The 18,240-nt window shown below is 61.5% G+C and carries 11 protein-coding genes and 2 pseudogenes; 10 read left to right on the forward strand and 3 right to left on the reverse strand.

What is annotated here, in order from left to right:
- Nucleotides 1-18: 18 nt before the first annotated feature.
- The 5 genes from F579_RS0102010 to F579_RS0102030 all read left to right on the forward strand — a co-directional run bounded on the left by F579_RS0102010 (nucleotide 19) and on the right by F579_RS0102030 (nucleotide 9,216).
- Nucleotides 19-1,179 (forward strand): efflux RND transporter periplasmic adaptor subunit, encoded by a 1,161-nt coding sequence (locus tag F579_RS0102010; protein WP_018174393.1) that lies wholly within the window; start codon nucleotides 19-21, stop codon nucleotides 1,177-1,179.
- On the forward strand, nucleotides 1,179-4,313 hold the full coding sequence (locus F579_RS0102015) for an efflux RND transporter permease subunit (protein WP_018174394.1): 3,135 nt from the start codon (nucleotides 1,179-1,181) through the stop codon (nucleotides 4,311-4,313). The genes F579_RS0102010 and F579_RS0102015 overlap by 1 nt, the downstream gene beginning before the upstream one ends.
- Entirely contained in the window at nucleotides 4,306-5,757 is a 1,452-nt protein-coding gene (locus F579_RS0102020) for an efflux transporter outer membrane subunit (protein WP_018174395.1), read from the forward strand. Before F579_RS0102015 ends, F579_RS0102020 begins: the two co-directional genes overlap by 8 nt.
- Nucleotides 5,758-6,091: 334 nt before the next feature.
- Entirely contained in the window at nucleotides 6,092-7,456 is a 1,365-nt protein-coding gene (locus tag F579_RS0102025; protein WP_231362975.1) for a hypothetical protein, read from the forward strand.
- 1,220 nt (nucleotides 7,457-8,676) lie between these two features.
- Nucleotides 8,677-9,216: an META domain-containing protein gene (locus F579_RS0102030; RefSeq protein WP_018174397.1), complete on the forward strand. Its 540-nt coding sequence runs from the start codon at nucleotides 8,677-8,679 to the stop codon at nucleotides 9,214-9,216.
- A gap of 766 nt (nucleotides 9,217-9,982) precedes the next feature.
- On the opposite strand, the gene F579_RS0102035 is transcribed toward F579_RS0102030, so the two are convergent.
- Entirely contained in the window at nucleotides 9,983-10,864 is an 882-nt protein-coding gene (locus tag F579_RS0102035; protein ID WP_018174398.1) for a LysR family transcriptional regulator, read from the reverse strand.
- 91 nt (nucleotides 10,865-10,955) lie between these two features.
- Between F579_RS0102035 and F579_RS0102040 the strand changes: the two genes are divergently transcribed.
- The 5 genes and pseudogenes from F579_RS0102040 to F579_RS0102065 all read left to right on the forward strand — a co-directional run bounded on the left by F579_RS0102040 (nucleotide 10,956) and on the right by F579_RS0102065 (nucleotide 16,872).
- On the forward strand, nucleotides 10,956-11,855 hold the full coding sequence (locus tag F579_RS0102040; RefSeq protein ID WP_018174399.1) for a cation diffusion facilitator family transporter: 900 nt from the start codon (nucleotides 10,956-10,958) through the stop codon (nucleotides 11,853-11,855).
- 800 nt (nucleotides 11,856-12,655) lie between these two features.
- Nucleotides 12,656-13,423: a 7-alpha-hydroxysteroid dehydrogenase gene (gene hdhA / locus F579_RS0102045; RefSeq protein WP_018174400.1), complete on the forward strand. Its 768-nt coding sequence runs from the start codon at nucleotides 12,656-12,658 to the stop codon at nucleotides 13,421-13,423.
- A 147-nt stretch (nucleotides 13,424-13,570) separates the two neighbouring features.
- Nucleotides 13,571-14,884: a serine hydrolase gene (locus F579_RS0102050; protein ID WP_018875090.1), complete on the forward strand. Its 1,314-nt coding sequence runs from the start codon at nucleotides 13,571-13,573 to the stop codon at nucleotides 14,882-14,884.
- Between the two features lie 74 nt (nucleotides 14,885-14,958).
- Nucleotides 14,959-16,015, forward strand: a pseudogene (locus F579_RS0102060) (IS3 family transposase); the annotation flags it as partial.
- 407 nt (nucleotides 16,016-16,422) lie between these two features.
- Nucleotides 16,423-16,872, forward strand: a complete 450-nt coding sequence (locus F579_RS0102065; RefSeq protein WP_018174404.1) for a DsrE family protein — start codon at nucleotides 16,423-16,425, stop codon at nucleotides 16,870-16,872.
- Between the two features lie 158 nt (nucleotides 16,873-17,030).
- Here F579_RS0102065 and F579_RS14575 read toward each other — a convergent pair whose 3' ends face one another.
- Nucleotides 17,031-17,912 carry an IS3 family transposase gene (locus F579_RS14575; protein ID WP_019024500.1) on the reverse strand — a complete coding sequence of 294 codons (882 nt, stop codon included), beginning with the start codon at nucleotides 17,910-17,912 and terminating at the stop codon, nucleotides 17,031-17,033.
- Nucleotides 17,913-17,948: 36 nt separating this feature from the next.
- A pseudogene (locus tag F579_RS0102075) lies at nucleotides 17,949-18,233 on the reverse strand (IS30 family transposase); the annotation flags it as partial.
- Between the last annotated feature and the right edge of the window lie 7 nt (nucleotides 18,234-18,240).

An 18,240-nucleotide genomic window follows, 5' to 3' on the forward strand; every position in this document is an offset into this window, starting at 1 on the left:
CAACTGGAGAAGCCAGCGATGGCCACCTTCCGAATAAAGAACCACGGCCGGCGTATCGTGGCCGTTGGCGTACCAATGTTTGCTGCTTTGTTGCTGGGCGGTTGTTCTGGGGACGAACTGGGTCCCGGCGAATCGGATCAGCCACGTCAGCCTGTGACCGTCGTCGCCGTGTCTCCAGTGACGGTGGATGTGCATCAGGACTACGCCGGTCGCGTCCACGGGGCACGAGAGGTGGAGGTTCGCGCCCGGGTCGAGGGCATTCTCGAACAGCGGCTGTACCAGGAGGGACAGTTGGTTGAACGGGGCGACGCTCTATTCCGCATAGACCCGGAGCCGTTCGAAGCGCGGCTAGAGGAGGCAGCAGCTCAGCGGGAATCTGCCCGGGCCGACCTGGAAGAAGCCGAGCGTGAGTGGCGCCGGATTGAGCGGCTGTATGAACGTGATGCCATCAGCGAGCGGGAGCGCGACTCAGCTCGATCCGCCGTGACACTCGCACGAGCTGGCGTATCGTTGGCGGAGGCGCATGTCACCCAAGCGCGCCTGCAACTGGATTACGCAACGGTGGAGGCACCGGTCTCCGGTGTCACAAGCCTGGAAGCGGTGCCGGAAGGCAGCTTGCTGGATCCAGGCACGCAGCTTACTACAATTGTGCAACACGACCCGGTGCATGTGCGCTTTGCCCTCCCAGAGGACGATGCCGCTATCCAGCGCACCGCGCGGCGCGCCCGCGCCGCCGACGGTGACGACCAGGACTACCGCCGTGAGGTGGCGCTGCTGCTGCCCGAGGGGGGTGAGTACGATCAGAACGGAGTAGTGGACTTCACCGCCAGCACCATCGACCACGGGACCGGTTCGGTGACCGCCCGAGCGGTGTTCGACAACCCGGACGGCGCCATAATCCCCGGCCAGTTCGTGCGGATCCGCGTGGTTCTGGAGACCCTGGACGACGTGTTCCGCGTACCGGAGACGGTCATCAGCGAAGGTTCCGACGGACCCCTGCTCTATGTGGTGGACGACGACGGCAACGCCAGTGCCCGCGCCGTGGAGCTCGGGCGAGTAGTCGACGGTGACCAGGTCGTGCTGAGCGGTCTCGACGACGGTGACCGGGTCATCATCAACGGCCACGCCTCTGTCGGCGACGGCGCACCGGTGGATATAACCGATGAGGAGGGCACCTGATGTTCCGCTTCTTCATCGACCGGCCGCTGTTCGCCTCGGTGGTCTCCATCATCATACTCATCATGGGCGGCGCGGCATTGGCCACGCTGCCCGTGGAACAGTACCCGGACGTGGTGCCGCCGGAAATCGTGGTCGAGGCCAGTTACCCGGGCGCTAGTGCCGAAGTGATCGCCGAGTCCGTGGCTGCGCCTCTGGAGCAGGAGATCAACGGCGTCGACGACATGATCTACATGGAATCGAGTAGCACCGACGCCGGCACGATCCAGCTGGTAGTGACCTTTGACATGGGTACCGACCCAGACCAGGCGGCGATCAACGTCAACAACCGGGTCCAGCGCGCGCTGGCACGTCTGCCAGAAGAAGTGCAGCAACAGGGCGTGCGAGTTGAAGCCCGCTCCACGGATATCCTGCAGGTCCTAGCACTATTCTCCAAGGACGGCAGCATGGATGACGTGGACATCAGCAACTATGCGCTGCTCAACGTTATCGACGAACTGGTCCGTCTCCCGGGTGTGGGGAACGCGTCGCTGTTCGGTGCCCAAGACTATTCCATGCGCGTGTGGCTTGATCCGGAGCGCATGGCGCAGTACCAGCTTACCTCGTCGGACATTGCCTCGGCCCTGCGGGAGCAAAACGCGCAGTTCGCTGCGGGTCGCATTGGCGCTCAGCCCGCTGAGGGCGATCAAGCCTTTACCTTCAGCGTCAGCACGCCAGGCAGGCTGACCGACCCTGAAGATTTCGAGGACGTCATCATTCGCAGCGACGCCGACGGGCAGTCTCTGCGCTTGGGGCAGGTGGCCAATGTTCAGCTTGGCGCTCAGAGCTACGATTTCTCCGCCACCTACAACAGCCAGCCCACTGTTCCCATTGGCGTGTATCTGCAACCGGGAGCCAACGCGGTGGATACGGCGGCGCGGGTCCGTGACGTGCTGGAGGAGATGGAACCGCGGTTCCCCGAGGGCCTTGAGTACGAGGTCCCTTACGACACCACCGATTTCATTGAGGCCTCCATCCAGGAGGTGTTGATAACCCTGGTCATCGCGCTGCTGCTAGTGATGGCGGTGACGTTTCTATTCCTGCAGCACCTGCGTAGCACGCTTATCCCGCTGGCGGCGATACCCGTCTCCCTAATCGGCACGTTCGCAGGCATGCAGGCACTTGGGTTTTCGGTCAACCTGCTGACGCTGTTTGGGCTCATCCTGGCCATTGGCGTGGTGGTGGATAACGCCATAATCGTCATGGAGAACGTCGAGCGGCTCATCAAGGAGAAGGCCTTGTCGGCCTACCACGCGTCCGTGGAGACCATGAAGCAGGTCTCCGGGGCAGTGGTGGCTTCCACCCTGGTGCTGGTGGCGGTGTTCGCGCCCGTGGCTTTTCTCGGTGGCTTGACCGGTGAGCTGTACCAGCAGTTCGCTATCACCATTGCGGTCGCGGTGGTGATCTCTGCCGTCGTTGCCCTTACCCTAACCCCCGCCATGTGCGCCATTTTGCTGGACAAACCGCTCAAGGAGCCGGTGGCGCCGCTGCGTTGGTTCAATACCGGGTTCGACCGTTTAACCAATGGGTTCGTCCGTGTCGTGCACTTCTTCCTGCGTCATGCCGTTGTGGGCGTACTGGCTTTCGTTGCCGTGATCGGGGTGGCTCTTTTCACCCTCTCGCGCATGGCTGATGGCCTCGTGCCACAGGAGGATCAGGGTTTCGTGCTGGTGGCTCCCATGCTGCCCGCCGGCGCGTCACTGGGGCGTACCGAGGCCTTCCGGGACGCCGTGACCGACCGGCTGGTCGGCATGGATGAGGTGGACGAGGTGGTGAGTTTTGCCGGCTTCGACATGATCGCCGGCGCTTTGCGCCCCAATGCGGGTGTCGGATTTCTCACGCTAGCGGATTGGAGCGAGCGCACCGGCGAGGGACAAGATGCTCAGGGCCTCGCAAACCGGTTCATGGGCATGGGGGCGCAGATGCAGGAGGGCAATATCCTCGCCTTTGTACCGCCTCCCATCCAGGGCCTGTCACTGACGGGTGGCGTAGAAGGATTTCTGCAAGTGCGTGGTGACGAGTCACCGGAAGAAATCCAAGCAATTGGCGAGCGCTTCGTCGCCGCCGCCAACGAACGCCCGGAGTTGGCCAACGTGAACGTTACCTTGGATACGAGTATTCCGCGGTACCACGCCGAGGTTGACCGGGAGAAGGCGCGCGCCGCGGGCGTGCCCATCGACCAGGTGTTCGGCGCCCTGCAGAGCACGTTTGGGGCCGACTACGTCAACGATTTCACCTTTGAGGGGCGTAACTGGCAGGTGAACATGCAGGCCCAGAGCGCCTACCGCAGTCACCCGGACGACCTCCGGCGGGTCTTCGTACGTAATGACGATGGTGACATGCTGCCGCTGAGCTCGCTGGTGACGCTGGAGCGCACTACCGGGCCCGACATTATTGATCGCTTCAACGTCTATCCGGCGGCGAAGATCATGGCGGATCCGGCGCCGGGTTATACGACCGGCGATGCCCTGGCCGCCATGCAGGCGGTGGAAGCGGAGGTGCTGTCGGACAATGAGTTGCTCGGTTGGACCGGAGAGGCTTACCAGCTCCAGGCGGCGGAGGCTGCCGGCGGCATTGCCTTCGCCTTGGGGCTGATCATGGTCTTCCTCATTTTGGTGGCCCAGTATGAGCGTCTGACTCTGCCAATTGCCGTCGCATCCGCAGTTCCGTTCGCTGTGTTCGGGGCGGCGCTTGCCTCGGCGCTGCGGGGTTTTCCCAACGACATCTACTTCCAGATCGGGCTGCTGGTGCTAATCGGTCTGGCGGCAAAGAACGCCATTCTCATCGTGGAGTTCGCGGCCCAGAACCGAAGCCAGGGCATGTCGTCTCTGGACGCCGCACTCGCGGCCGCCCGCCAGCGCTTCCGCGCCATCATGATGACCGCGCTGACGTTCATCATCGGCACCCTGCCGCTGGTGTTTGCCACCGGTGCCGGGGCAGTCAGCCGCCAAGAGATTGGCACCGTGGTGGTGGGCGGCATGATCGCCGCCAGCACCCTGGCGCTGCTGTTCGTGCCGCTGTTCTACAAACTGCTGGAGGACCTGGCCACATGGCAGAAGGGGCGGCGCGGGCGACGCAAGGAGGCAGCCCATGCGTAAGCTACTGAGTCTGGCTGCCACCACGATCCTGATCACGGGCTGCGCCGTGGGACCCGAGTACGAGCGGCCGGAAACCGACCTGCCCGATGAGTGGCCGGAGCACGAATTGTTCGACACCGCCGAAGATGCCGACTGGCAGGAGTGGTGGACGCACTTTGACGATCCGGAACTGGACGACCTGGTGGAGCGTGCCCTGGGAGAGAACCTGGATGTGCGGTTGCAGGCCGAGCGGGTGATGGAGGCCCACGCCCGCCTTGGCTTGGCGGATGCCGAACGCATGCCGACGGTGGATGCCCAGGCAGAAGCCGCGCGGGAACGCCAGCCCGAGGCGACCTCACCGCTCCCGGGCACTGCAGGCACCGGCAACCTGTTTTCGGTCTCGGGCATGCTCGGTTACGAGTTGGACCTCTGGGGCCGGCTCGCCAGCCAGCGGGAGGCCGCCGAGGCCATGCTGCTGGAGTCCGCTTTCAGCCGCGATGCCGTGCGTCTGAACGTCGCTACCGACGTAGTGACCACCTACATCAGCCTGCGTGCCGCGGAGGAACAGCTCGTCCTGACCGAGGAGACGGTCCGCTCACGGCAGCGGTCTCTGTACATTGAGGAGGCGCGCTACGAGGAGGGCAGTGCCGATGCGCTGGCTGTGCGCCAGGCCCGATCGGATCTGGAGGCCACCCGCGCCAGCCTGCCGCCGATGCGTGAACAGGTCATGACCCTGGAGAGCGCGCTCGCCGTGCTGGTGGGTGCGCAGCCGGGCGAGCTGCTCGGCGAGCTGGACTTCGGCGAAGGCCGTCTGCGCGAGTTGGGCCTACCGGATGCCATGCCCGAAGACACGCCCGCCGACATCCTCCGCCGTCGACCGGACATCCGCGCCGCCGAAGCGGGGTTGATGGCATCCACCGCCGAAATCGGCATCGCCGAGGCGAACCGGCTTCCGCAGGTCAGGCTCTCGGCCGTTCTCGGCACCGCCGCCACGGCCACCGGCGACCTATTCACCGGACCCTCCGAGACTTGGGGGCTGGGCGCATCGGTCGGTGGGCCGTTGTTCGACTTTGGGCGCAGTCGAGCGCAGGTGGAGACGGCGGAATCTCTACGGGCGCAGGCGGAGACCCAGTACAACATTACCGTAACCACCGCGTTTCGCGAGGTCCGCGACGCCCTGATCGCCTACGACATGAGCAGTGACCGCATAGAAGCCGTGGGGCGCCAGCTCGAGGCCATCGAGGATACCCGTGACATGTCCCAGCTACAGTATGACGAGGGGCTGACCGGGCGGTTCGAGCTGCTCGACGCCGAACGGGCTCTGCTTGAGGCGGAGCTGACGGCAGTTGAGGCCGCTCGGGACCGCCTGACCGCAACGGCCACTCTGTTCAAGGCCATGGGAGGGGCTGGCTGGGAAGGACACACAGCGCACGTCTTTGATGCTGAGGGTGCCGATGCCCGCTGACCGCTGACCGCTGACCGCTGACCGCGAGATTTTGGCCTTAACTTGCGCGTGGACACGCGAATGGTGAGTTCAATCTGTCGACACAATAGACATTCGACTATTCGTCCGGGAGCTTAAGAGGCCTTCTTGCGGGTATGGGAGCCTAGGAATAGGTGAAGATTAGGTGCATCGGACGGAGGATGAGGTTTCTCATGCTTCGAGATGTCGGGTCGGCGCGAGGGCGCCGCTTCGCCAAATCGGACACCCGAGCCCCAGATTGGGGAGCTGTACGGATTATTCAGGAGTGTATGCCGCGCTTCTGCGGAGGCGCACCGTCATCGCGAGGGTTTTTTAGTTGTTCACGCTGAGACGAAAAGGAAAGCATGGGCTGCAGCTCGAGAGAGTCCTGCAGAAGGGGGGCGAACACGAGGTTACCCTTTACCTGTTTACGCCTCATGATCGCGGGACTCTCGAACGCGCTCTTGGCGGGACGAAGGCGGTACCGGACCGCTGGCGTCATGGATTTCGGATGCTAGGCCTGCCTGCTGAAGATAAGGCAAGCCTAGCGGATACATCAATTTCTCTGCTGTCGCCGCACTACGAAGTTTTATGTGGCACTTGGCTGTCCCGTTACCAAGCTTCCATAGATCACCTTCGTCAGCGATTCGAAGACAGCGATAATTCCGAGGAGATTGTGAAACGCGCACTTAAGCTGAGCGAGAACTTAGCGCGCAGATTGCGACAGTTTCCCCCTGAGAGTAAAGCGCAGCTGTCATACTTCAGACGAATGGACATATATTTCTCATGGTACTCGGAACAGTTTTTCTTGGAATGCGCGAGCAAGCCCCAGTTTTCCAATTTGGGAGAACCATACAGCGGACGCGTCCGAGCCTATCTGGCTGCGGAGCGTCAATACAGAGAGCGGCAGGGATATTTGGCGGATTTCCGGGGCTCACCGACGCAAGTGTGGCACCGGATGGCGCTGTACCACAAATTGCTGGAGCACTCTGTCGTCACGAAGACCCGAACCACCGATTTGTGGCGCGCCACATACAGGGCAGTGAAGGCGCTCTACACGATGGTGATAATGACTTTATTTACTGTGCTTATATTCCACACGATAAGGGCAGTGCACAGGCTGACAATTACGCTGCTGATCATGATTGCGCTGATTCACGCGCTTCGAGATTATCTTCATGACGAAATGGTCAACAGGATCACGGGGTGGCTTCTCAAAGGAAGACCTCTGGCGAGGACGCAAATTCTGAAGCCGCTGACCGACGAGAGGATGGGTGCACAGTTGACTTGGTTTGATTACTTGCCTCAGGCGGGCCTACCAAGCAAGGTCAGGCGCAATGCGGGCAGGGGGCAGATTGGTGAGGAGATGCAAACGGTCCTCTACAGGGCACGTCTGATGTTGGAACCGAAGGCATTGAACCAGGGCCACGTCCAGGAGGTGGTGGGGCTGGACCTAGGACCCCTGTGCGAGCTAGTCGAAGGTGGACAGAAGCGGTTGTACTCCGGAAAGATTGGTGAAGCGATGCAGGACGGAGTTCAGGCCCATGACATCGAGCGGCAGCATATCTACACCTTGCTCGTGGTGTGCGCGGGTCCGGGTGATCCTGAGACAAGGGCGCAACGGTGGCGCGTTACCCTGTCAGGGTCTGGAATCACACAGTGCGAATCTAGGGAAGCGGACTGGCCTGCGGCAGGGGGGTGAGGCCGGTATGGCCCCTTGCAGGCGGGTGATATGGCGCGTCCTTGCGCCTCACCGGTGGAGTTCATAGTGCAAGCGCGACCCGGCGCGGTTCCCATTGTCCGGGTCAGTCAGGATTTGGATGGCTCATCTTTCCGTTCCCGTTTTTCCTGCCGTCGTTCCTTGAGACTCTTTTGGGCCTTCTTCTTCGGTTTTTCTTTGCTCATGATTCTTTCCTGTAGAGTGATGTTGTCAGTGTTCGGGTGCGCCTCGGGGGCATTGCTAGGACGGCACGACGAGAGTGTTTCGGTCGCTTGATCGTGCCGGTGTGTGCCCGGAGCTAGGACCGAAAACGCGGTTAGTAAAGTAGCCTTGTACGAGGCGGACTGGATCGAGATCCGCCTCCTCGGGCGTTTGGGGCGTGCCCCAAAGACGCCGGAACTTAGAGATTTGGCTACTCGTTCGGGCGATACGCGCAGGATGCAAAGGCCCAGGGTGCGCCGTCCTTATGTCTGTGAGATTGAGCATCCTTACGCTGGCGCGATTCGCACGTTGTCCGTGCGAAGCCGTGACGAGATTGGCGTGGGATTCTCCGAGATTTCTGAGTTCCGCCCGCAGTGAACGCTGTTCCTGTGTTGCGCGACCGGATCCGAGCGGGTTGTGCGGATACCATTGGGAAGATGCTTGATACACTTCGTGCTCCATTTCCGCAGATTGTGCAGACATAACGAGCCCGGCCCGACTTTTATATGAAAAGTCAGACGACAGCTTCGGTTGGGAGATCGGATAGCCGGACGCGATGCCGCGTCCGGCTTAGACCGGAAAGGTCAGGGAAGGACGGAACTGGACGATAAGGTACGTTTCCATCGGTGCTACCAAGCCTGAATGATCGGTTAGTAGAGCGACATATTTCGCGGTAGGTGGAACCTTAAGGCCAACCATAGGCCCGGGGTTCCGAAAAAGCAAATGGCGCTTTTCTGCAGGGCTCTCTCGAGGTCGATGCTATAAGCGAGGTCCTTGCGAGAACGGCCCGAACTAAATACGTGCGGCGGATTTGGTAAGTGTCACGTTGCCCGGGTGGGTCACTTAGAACCCTTGCCTTTTATTGGCCACTCGCGGGTAGATGGTTCGCGCAGGGCCAAGGGCAGGCCTTCCCGAGTCGTATGACGAGTCCCCGGCCAATAGTGTGGCTCTGAACGTTATGGGCGCGCGCCACGGCTTTCATTCTGGGAGGGGCACTGCGCATGCTTACGCTGATGCCATCGCCCATGTGGAACCTTGTGCCTCTGTGTGGTCTCATAGAGCTCGTGAATGGTAATGGACTGGTTGCGGTGAAACAGAACTGGAGTCTCGTAGGTCTTTTGGCTGGCATCTTGCTCTTGGGTGGGTGTGCTGGGCTTGATGCACCGACAGATGGGAGCGGCGACACGGAGCGTCTGGAGAATACTTACTGGAAGCTGGTGACCTTGGGAGAGGATGAGGCGGTGGCTACAGAAGAGGCACGCGAGGCACACTTGGTGCTGCACGCTGAAGATGCTCGCCTGGCAGGCGCCACCGGTTGCAACCGCATGATGGGTGGGTATGAACTTGACCGTGACCAGCTAAGCTTTGGCCAGGTGGCCACCACCATGATGGCCTGCCCCGCCGCCATCATGGAGTTCGAGAGAAAATTTCTCGATGCTCTTGGCGACGTCGCCAGCTGGCAAATCGACGGCGAAATGTTGACGCTCATCGACGGTGATGGTGAGGCACGTGCTCGCTTCGAGGCGGTGCACCTCCAGTGAGTGGAAGCGACTTCTGACGCTTCCGGGTGTGTTGATCAACTGTCGTGGGCACCTCGAGCGGTGGAATGACGTGGAACTGATCGGGGAGACGTCAGGGGGCCCGGGGTCGGCGAAACGACGGCTCGTCGCTGGGTCGAGCAACCCAAGGTAGATCCATCCGGGGCGCCGTCGATGGTCGGCCCCTGACGCCGGATCAGCGGTGGCCCCGGGGCTGGAGTCAGAGAACCGCCGGCTAGGGGGGCAGGTAGACCCTAGAAGACGCGCAATCCCCTTCCACTCCAGGGAACTGAAGTAATGCAGCGCTGCATCAGTGCTCTGAGCGAGAAAACTTAACTGAAGTGGGTCTGCGATCTACCGGAGGTGAGCCGGTCGGGCTGCGACGTGGCACCGACGTGCGGTTGGCGGCCGCGCCGGCCTTGTGTGCTAGCACAGCGGGTCATGGTGGCGCTCGATCAGTCGGGGGTAGTCGTACGGCAGCCGCCGCGTCCAGGCGGCGCTGTTGTGGGATGGGGCTGCACAGTCAGGAACACGAGCCGGGGCTCTGGTTCAAGCCGACCGACCCGGTCAGTGTACCAGTGACGTCTGGCGGCATCTTCTGTCGCAGTATGGCGTCCGCTGCATTTCGAGCCGGCGAATTTAGTGCTGGGGCTATGCGGTGGCCGACCGCCTCTTCTTCAACGTGAGAACGGAGTTGATCGAACAGGTACCGGAGCCACAGGGGCGCAGGAGAAGATCAGGGCAATACGACACCGTTGAATTCGTGCTCTCAGTTGATTCGGGTCAGGTAGGTTTCCAGCTCATTGGCCAGCCAGGTCACCACGGGACCTCCGTGGGCCTGTTCGGATTCCAGTACGCAGAAGGTCTTCCACCACTTAGCGGCCGGATGAGGGATTGTGCGAAGTTGTTCCTGGCGCAGGGCGCTGCTGATGAGCGGAAAGGGTAAATCGGCCCAGCCGGAACCCTCGATCACTGCGTCGCGGATCAGTTCGTACTGCGTGAAGGCGAGGTAGTTGTCAGTGTCGGGAGACTCTGGGATCAGGCCGTCCCTGTCCAAATAGGCCATGACAATCTCCGTATGTCCGACGAGGTCGTCCTGCGTGACCCGGGGGAGGGCTGCCAGTGGATGGTCGGTGGCGGTGACCGTAAGCATGCGCACGTCTGCGAGCTCTCGAAACCACTGGTAGCCCACGGTGAGCAACTGGGGCATTAAGCCGTAGGCCACATCCACGGCCTGGCGTTCCACAAGCTCCGGCAGCTCCCGGGGTGGAGCCAGATAAACGGATACGCTGGTATGCGGAAATGCGTTCTTCAGGCGACGCAGCAGGTCCCGCCACGTAGCCTCAGGGATGGCGTCGTCGCGGGCGATGCGCAGCGCCGATTCGGCACCGCTCATGTGGTGCCGGCAACGGGCGTGGATCTGCCCGGCCACTTGCTGCAGGCGCTGGCAGTCGGTCACGATGCTGCCGCCCACCGGGGTGAGGTGGAGTTGATTGCCGCTGCGCTCGAACAGCACCACCCCCAGTTCGTCTTCTAACGCGCTTAAGGCGGTGCTCACCGTGGTGCGGCTGCGGTCGAGGGTGCGTGCGGCGGCCGCGACGCTGCCCTGTTCTACCACGGCGAGAAACGTTTCGATCTGGCTGTCTTTCATAGCCTCATGGTGACGGAAAACCCGTCGCTCAGCGACTCACATTATTGAATTGGGCTCCCTAGAATAGCCAGCAATTCAATGGGAGGTCATCATGAGTTCGTTCTGGGCGCGGGAAAAAACGGCGCTGTATCTGTCTGCCACCATGGCCGGCATGTTTGCCCTTGGGGGTATCGTTTGGGGCTTGTGGGTTAACTCCCTGGTGATCCTGTTCGACGGGGCGTACTCCCTTGTAAGTCTGGTGCTGTCGCTGCTCTCGGTGTACGCCGCACGGGTTGTGCGGCGGCCAGCAAACCAGCGTTTCCCCTTCGGTCGTGCCGCGATTGAACCACTGGTTATTACCGTGAAGGGGCTGACTATTGCGCTGGTTTCCCTGTTGTCGATTGCATTGGCCTTGCACGCGCTGTTGACCGGCGGTCGCGTAGTGGAGACGGGCATGGCCATGTTATTCGCGGCCATTAGCGCAGTGGCCTGTGTGGTCGTGTGGGGTTATCTGCGCTGGGTGCAGGTTCGTACCCCCGGCGGGTTGGTCTCTGCCGAGCGCCGCCAGTGGCTGATGGATACGCTTTTGAGTGCGGCCGTCCTTGCGGGCTTCGGCCTGGCGGTGTTGCTGGAGCGCACCGCATTTTCGGAGTATGCCGTCTATGCGGATCCGGTCATGGTGCTCCTGGTGGCTGGATACTTCATTGGTGTACCGCTGAAGATGACCTTGGAAGCTGTACGCGAGCTGGTTCTGGCTGCCCCGCCGGCTGAGCTGAGAGCCCGGGTGATCACGGCTCTGAATGAGGCGGCAGTGCCGGCCCGGCAGGCACGCTATACGAAGGTTGGGCCGTACCTCCTTCTGGAGATTCGGTTGCCCGCAAGGGACATGCGGAGAGCCGAGCGGTTGCGTATCCGGCTTTACCGTTTATTAGCCGACTTGCCTGTCCGTCCGGTGGTCGTCATCCACACGGAGGGTCGTAAGGCGGAACGGGTCGTTGAGGCTGGGCCCTAGGGCAGTTGAGTCCTACCATCGGACTTGGAAGGCCCGCGGAGGCCGGCGATGGCCGGCCCCTGACGCCGGTGCAGCGCCGGATCTGGGAGTTGGAGGAAGAGAACCGCCGGCTGTGAGGGCAAGGTCATTCCAAAAAAGGCCTCGGAGCAGCGGTTCTGCGGTTTGCTGGAGATGAACCGGTCGGGCTACTGGGCATTGCAGACGTGCGGCCGGCGACCGCGCCGGCCTTGCACTGGGGCAAAAAGACGTGCGAACAGTGTGGGTGGCCCGTTGGCAGAAGCCGTGTGCAGTCGGAGCTGCGGATGGACGATGTTGAGGTCGGCTGCTATCGGGTCCGCCATCTGATGGGGGAGGATGGGCTGTGCCGGGTCTGAAAGCGGGGGTTCGGGGTCACGGCGCAGCGGGACGAGCCGGAGGATGTGGTGGCGAAATACCTGGACAAGCAGTTCCAGCCGCGTGCCCGAACGCGGCCTGTGTGGCGGACATCACCTACATACGGACCCGCGCGGGCTTGAAGGAAGTATCAGGCTAACCAGGGAGAGCCTCACCGAAGCATCACGGTTTACACCGTTGGCTACTACAACGAGCGCCGAAGGCGCGCGAACCTGAGCTAACTGTCGCTCAACGCATGCGAGCGTAAGTGGGCAGCCCCAACAATTCTTGAGAGCAGGAAATCACCCGACCACTACAAGAAGTTAATCTGCTCTCAGATTCGACTCGTAGAGAGGGGTAGATGATGAGCCAGAGCCAAGCAAGCTTGACTTGGTAACTTCCCCCTCATCGCTATATCGGAGGTTTTTATGTACGATCCCCAGCTTTTCGCGTTGAGCGGTCAAGCCGCCCTTGTTACAGGGGCCGGCGCCGGAATCGGCCGAGCCATAGCCGAAAGTTTCGCCCGGGCCGGAGCTGCAGTAGTCGTCAGCGATCTGGATGCCGCTGCGGCCGCTGCGGTAGCCGAAGGTATCGAGGCCGAAGGTGGTCGTGCGACCAGCATGGCATGTGACGTTACCAGAGAAGAGGATCTTGCCGCAGCGGTGGCCAAACCGGTAGAGGCCTTCGGCAAGCTAACGCTCTTGGTCAGCAACGCCGGCGGCGGTGGACCCAAGCCCTTCGACATGCCTATGGAGGACTTTCGTCGCGCCTATGACCTGAACGTGTTTCCGCTGTTTCGCCTTGCCCAGCTGGCCGCGCCTGAGATGGAGAGGGTCGGCGGTGGCGCGATTCTCGCCATTACCTCGATGTCGGCCGAGAATAGGAACCAACACATGGCAGCGTATGGCTCCTCGAAGGCCGCCGCCAGCCACTTGGTGCGTAACATCGCCTTTGATCTTGGCCCAAAAAACATCCGCATCAACGGCATCGCGCCGGGAGCCACTCGCACCAGGGCGCTGATGTCGGTGCTCAACGACGAGATTGAGCAGCGCATGCTTGCCCGTACTCCCCTAAAACGACTCGGCGAGCCTGAGGATATTGCCAATGCGGCACTATTCCTGTGCTCTCGGGCTTCCAGCTGGATCAGCGGTCAGATCCTTACCGTTTCGGGTGGAGGGGTACAGGAACTGGATTAACCCGATGAAATTGGCGTGGTATCCGTCACAATCTGCGTTGCGAAGCCATCATACTGCACGGTGTCCCTTCCGCGCGCCTACCTGGCAACTGATCGGACGGGCGATTGCCGGTGCGCCGTGGCCATCCAACGCCAATCGGAGCACATCATGATCAGAACCACGAACGCAGCACTTATCCCGACCCTGCTCGTGATCGGGGCAGCGTTGGCGCCACCGACTTCAGCCGCCGGTGTCGAAACGGTAGCACCAATGGATTGGATGCAGGGCTTCCCGCCACCGGAGGATCGCACTATCCGTTTCACCGATGACGATTACTTCGTCGGCGATAAGCTCAAGTGGACGGTCTGCCACTTCCGTGAGTTGATGCCCACCGTCGGTGTGCGGTCTGGGCCCGAGGGTGCTCGGGCCTTGCCCTATGCATCCGACCCCGCGATTGATGACCTGACATTCCAGCCCTCCGACGGTTCAGAGTTGATGACGTGGAGTGAAGCCTTCGACGTGAATCACGCCGACGGTCTGCTAGTGCTTCACCAAGGTCGGGTGGTGTACGAGCGCTACGCCGGCTGTCTGGATGAACACACCCTGCATGGGGTGATGTCGGTTACCAAGTCGCTCACAGGGTTGATTGGCGAGACGCTAGTGGCTGAGGGCACACTGGATGAACAGGCTCGCGTTGGTGAACTGGTGCCGGAGCTCGCTGACAGCGCCTTTGGCGACGCCACTCTGCGCCAGGTGCTTGATATGACCACCGCGCTCGACTTTTCAGAGGATTACTCTGACCCCGAGGCCGACGTATGGGCTTATGCTCAAGCTGGCAGCCCGCTGCCGCCGCCAGCAGATTACGATGGGCCTCGCGGTTACTTCGCGTTCCTTGAGACTGTAGAGAAGGCTGGTGAGCACGGAGAGGCCTTCGGCTATCGCACCATCAACTCCGATGCTTTGGGATGGATCATCTCTCGGGCCACCGGAAAGAGTGTCGCCGATTGGCTGGCTGAGCGGGTTTGGTCGCGGATAGGGGCGGAGCGAGAGGCCTTTTTCACCGTAGATTCGATCGGTACGCCGTTCGCAGGCGGTGGCTTCAACGCCACCCTGCGAGACTTGGGCCGTTTGGGCCAGCTGATTCTCGATGGGGGGCGCCTCGGAGACGAGCAGGTGCTGCCCGAGGAGGCCATAAAACGCATCCGCGAGGGCGGTGACAAGGCAGCCTTCTCTAAGGCCGGCTTCGGAGGCCTTGATGGTTGGAGTTATCGTAGCATGTGGTGGATAAGTCACGACGACCATGGCGTCTTTGCCGCTCGCGGCGTACACGGCCAGACGATCTGGATCGACCCGTCCGCAGAGATGGTAATTGTGCGCTTGGCCTCCCACCCGTTGGCGACCAACGCGGCTAACGATGCAACCTCGCTGCCGGCCTACCGGGTCTTGGCCGAGTATCTGATGGGGCAGGACACGGCCCGCTGATTGTCGCCCTCCCGTAAATTTGGCCCATTGAAAACTGGAGGTCTCCGGGCACACTAGAGCCCAAGGAGGCCGAGATGCGCGAGAGTCGGTTTACGGAAAGCCATATTGTCCAGACGCTGAAGCAGGTCGAAGGCGGCCGGAAGGTGAAGGACGTCTGTCGGGAGATCGGGGTCTCGGAAGCGAGCTACTACCAGTGGAAGTCGAAATACGGGGGCATGGAAGCGGCCGACGTTCGACGGCTGAAGGAGCTGGAGGACGAGAACAACCGGCTCAAGCGGATGTACGCCGAGCTGGCCCTGGAGAACACGGCCCTGAAGGACGTGATTGCCCAAAAAAGCTCCGAGCCCGGACGAGAAGCGCTGTGTGGTCACTGCGTTGACGCGGGAGCATGGGCAGAGTCAGCGCAGGGCCTGTCAGGTGGCCGGGGTTGCGCGGTCGGTGGTGTGGTATCGCAAGCAACCGGACCGGGACGATGCGGTGGTCGCGCTACTGCAGGAGCGGGTGGAACGCGATCCGGAGCGGGGCTTTGGCAAGCTGTTCAAGCTGATCCGACGTTGGGGCATGCCCTGGAACCACAAGCGGGTCTGGCGCGTGTACTGCGCCCTGAAGCTGAACCTGCGGCGTAAGGGCAAGCGCCGCTTGCCACCACGGGAGCCACGACCTCTGGCATCGACCGAAGCTCCGAACGCGCGCTGGTCAGCGGACTTTATGTCGGATGCGCTGTGGGACGGACGGCGCTTTCGCACCTTCAGCGTCGTGGATGACTTCAACCGGGAAGCGCTGGCGGTGGAGACCGATCTGAATCTGCCCGCACCCCGTGTGATCCGGGTGCTAGAGCGTATTGCGGCCTGGCGGGGCTATCCCCAGCAACTCCGCCTCGACAATGGTCCCGAGTTCGTTTCGGCCGCGATCGCCGACTGGGCCGAGCAGAGGAGCGTGGAACTGAGCTTCATCCAGCCAGGCCAGCCCATGCAGAACGGCTTCATCGAACGGTTCAACGGCGGCTACCGCCGCGGCGTGCTGGACCTCTACGTCTTCCGAACGCCGACCGGAGACCGGTACAACGAGCGCCGAAGGTACTCGACTTTGGGATACCTGTCGCCCAACGCCTACGAGCGAAAAAAGGGACAGCCGAAACACCCATCGAGGTGTCAGAAATCACTTGACCACTACACTTGGCGCGCGCGGCCTCGGCCCTGGCGTGCCGCGCCCGCCAGCGGGCGCCAGGTCCCATCGTAGGATGCGGGTGAGCGCAGCGAATCGCATCAGGGTTGCCCCGGCGTTGGCATGGGGTCTTTCGCTGCGCCCGGAAGGCGTGACCGTGGGCCGCTGCCGGGTCTGGCGCCTGATGCGGGAGCAGGGGTGCGGCCACAAAGCCTACGCTTATCGAATGATGTCGGTACTCATAAGCCGGAATAAACATCCTCCAGTTCCAGTCTATTCTTCTAACGGTCCTCCAGCTAGTGAGGAGTGGCCCTTTAGTGGCGACAATGGGAACCTCCAGTTCCGTTTACACCTAAATAAGTTAGGAGACAGGCATGAGAACAATATTCTTTATTCCATTGCTGTTGATTACTACGGCGTTGATATTTTCGGGGAATGCGTCTGCCGTTACTTACGACTATGGAGAAGATAAGGCGGTCTACGACGTGAACTATGATGACAGTGACCGGCATACGATGGTCCTGCGGAACATACAGAACCACGTCAATGCATTAGGTGTCGACAATATTCAGGTAAAAGTCGTTCTGAGTGGAGACGGACTAAGCCTCCTTAACAAGGCGAAAGATGACGATGATCTTCGAGCGAACATCGACAATCTAAAGATGCAGAATGTCCGGTTCTTGGTTTGCAATAATACCTTGGAAGGTAGACAAATTAGCCTGCATGACGACCTGTACGACGCGTCGGAAGAGGACGTCGTAGTCAGCGGTAATGCTCATATTTCGTATCTGCAACGAAAAGGATACACTTTCTTGAAACCATAGACTTTCTTGAAACCATAGACTTTCTTGAAACCATAGACGTATATCGGAGGAATCAAGGAAGAAGAGGCGACCTTGGGAAACAATCGGGGGGACGTAGGTAGGATCTCGATGAGCGTTGCGAGTCGCATCAGGGGCAGCCCCGGTGTTGGATTTGGTGGTTAAGTCATTCCGGATACCGCGTTAGGTGGATTGGCTGCCGTTGGATGCTCATAGTCGCTGGAAGGCAGGTAGCCCAGCGTCGAGTGGATGCGAACGGTGTTGTAGAACCGAGCGATGTCGTCCGCGAAATCCCGCCGCGCCTCGCCGTGGTTCGCGTATCGGCGCTGCCAGACGCGTTCCGTCTTGAGGCCCAGGAAGAAGCACTCGATGACGGCATTGTCCCAGCAGTTACCCCGGCGGCTCATGCTCGCCTGGATCTGGTGCTGGGCCAGTAGCCGCCGCCAGGCGGCGCTGGTGTATTGGCAGCCCTGGTCGGAGTGCAGCAGCAGTCCCGGCTCCGGTTGGCGCTGCTCCAGCGCCATGCGCAGGGCCTCGCAGGTCTGGCTCGCCGGCATCTGCCGATCGAGGGCCCAACCGATGACCTTGCGCGAGTACAGGTCGAGGATGACCGCCAGGTAGCTCCAGCCGGTGGCGGTCGGGATATAGGTAATGTCGGACGCCCACGCCTGGTTCGGTCCGGCCGGGGTGAACTTGCGGTTGAGATGGTTCTCGGCGACCGGGACCCGGTCGTCGCGTTGCGTAGTGGCCACGAAGCGCCGCCGCCAGACGGGCCGCAGGCCGCGCTCGCGCATCAGCGTCCGCACCCGGTAACGGCCCACGGCTGTGCCATCCGCCTGTAAGGCTTTTGCCAGACGCCGGCTGCCGTAGGTTCGCCCGGAAGCCGCGAACACCCGCTCGAGGTGAGCGCCAGCGGCGCAGGGCACGCTTGGGCGTTCGGCCCGCGCCCGCGCCGCGTAATAGCCGGCCCGGTTTTCCTCCAGCAGATCGCAGACCCGCTGCACCGAAGCCTTCTCCATCAAGGCCCTGATGGAGGGATGCATCACTTCAGTTCCCGGGCCAACAAGGCGGAGGTGCGCTCAGCCGGCCGACGCAACAGTGACCGTGAGTTTATCCGCCGGGGAGACCAAGGTTTTCCGCGGTCGCCGATTCAGACGGAGGGCGAGTTCATCCAGGCCGGTCTGTGAGAAGCCGGCCAGTTCCGTCTCCTTGGGGAAGTACTCGCGCTGCAGGCGGTTGGAATTCTCGTTGGTACCGCGTTGCCAAGGACTCTGCGGGTCATAGAAGTACACCTTCACATCCGTTTCGGCGATGAAGATCTTATGTCTGGCCATCTCGCTGCTGCGATCCCAGGTCAGGGTGCGTCACATG

It is taken from the genome of Thioalkalivibrio sp. ALJ21, from assembly GCF_000378605.1.
In the GTDB taxonomy this organism is placed as follows: domain Bacteria; phylum Pseudomonadota; class Gammaproteobacteria; order Ectothiorhodospirales; family Ectothiorhodospiraceae; genus Thioalkalivibrio.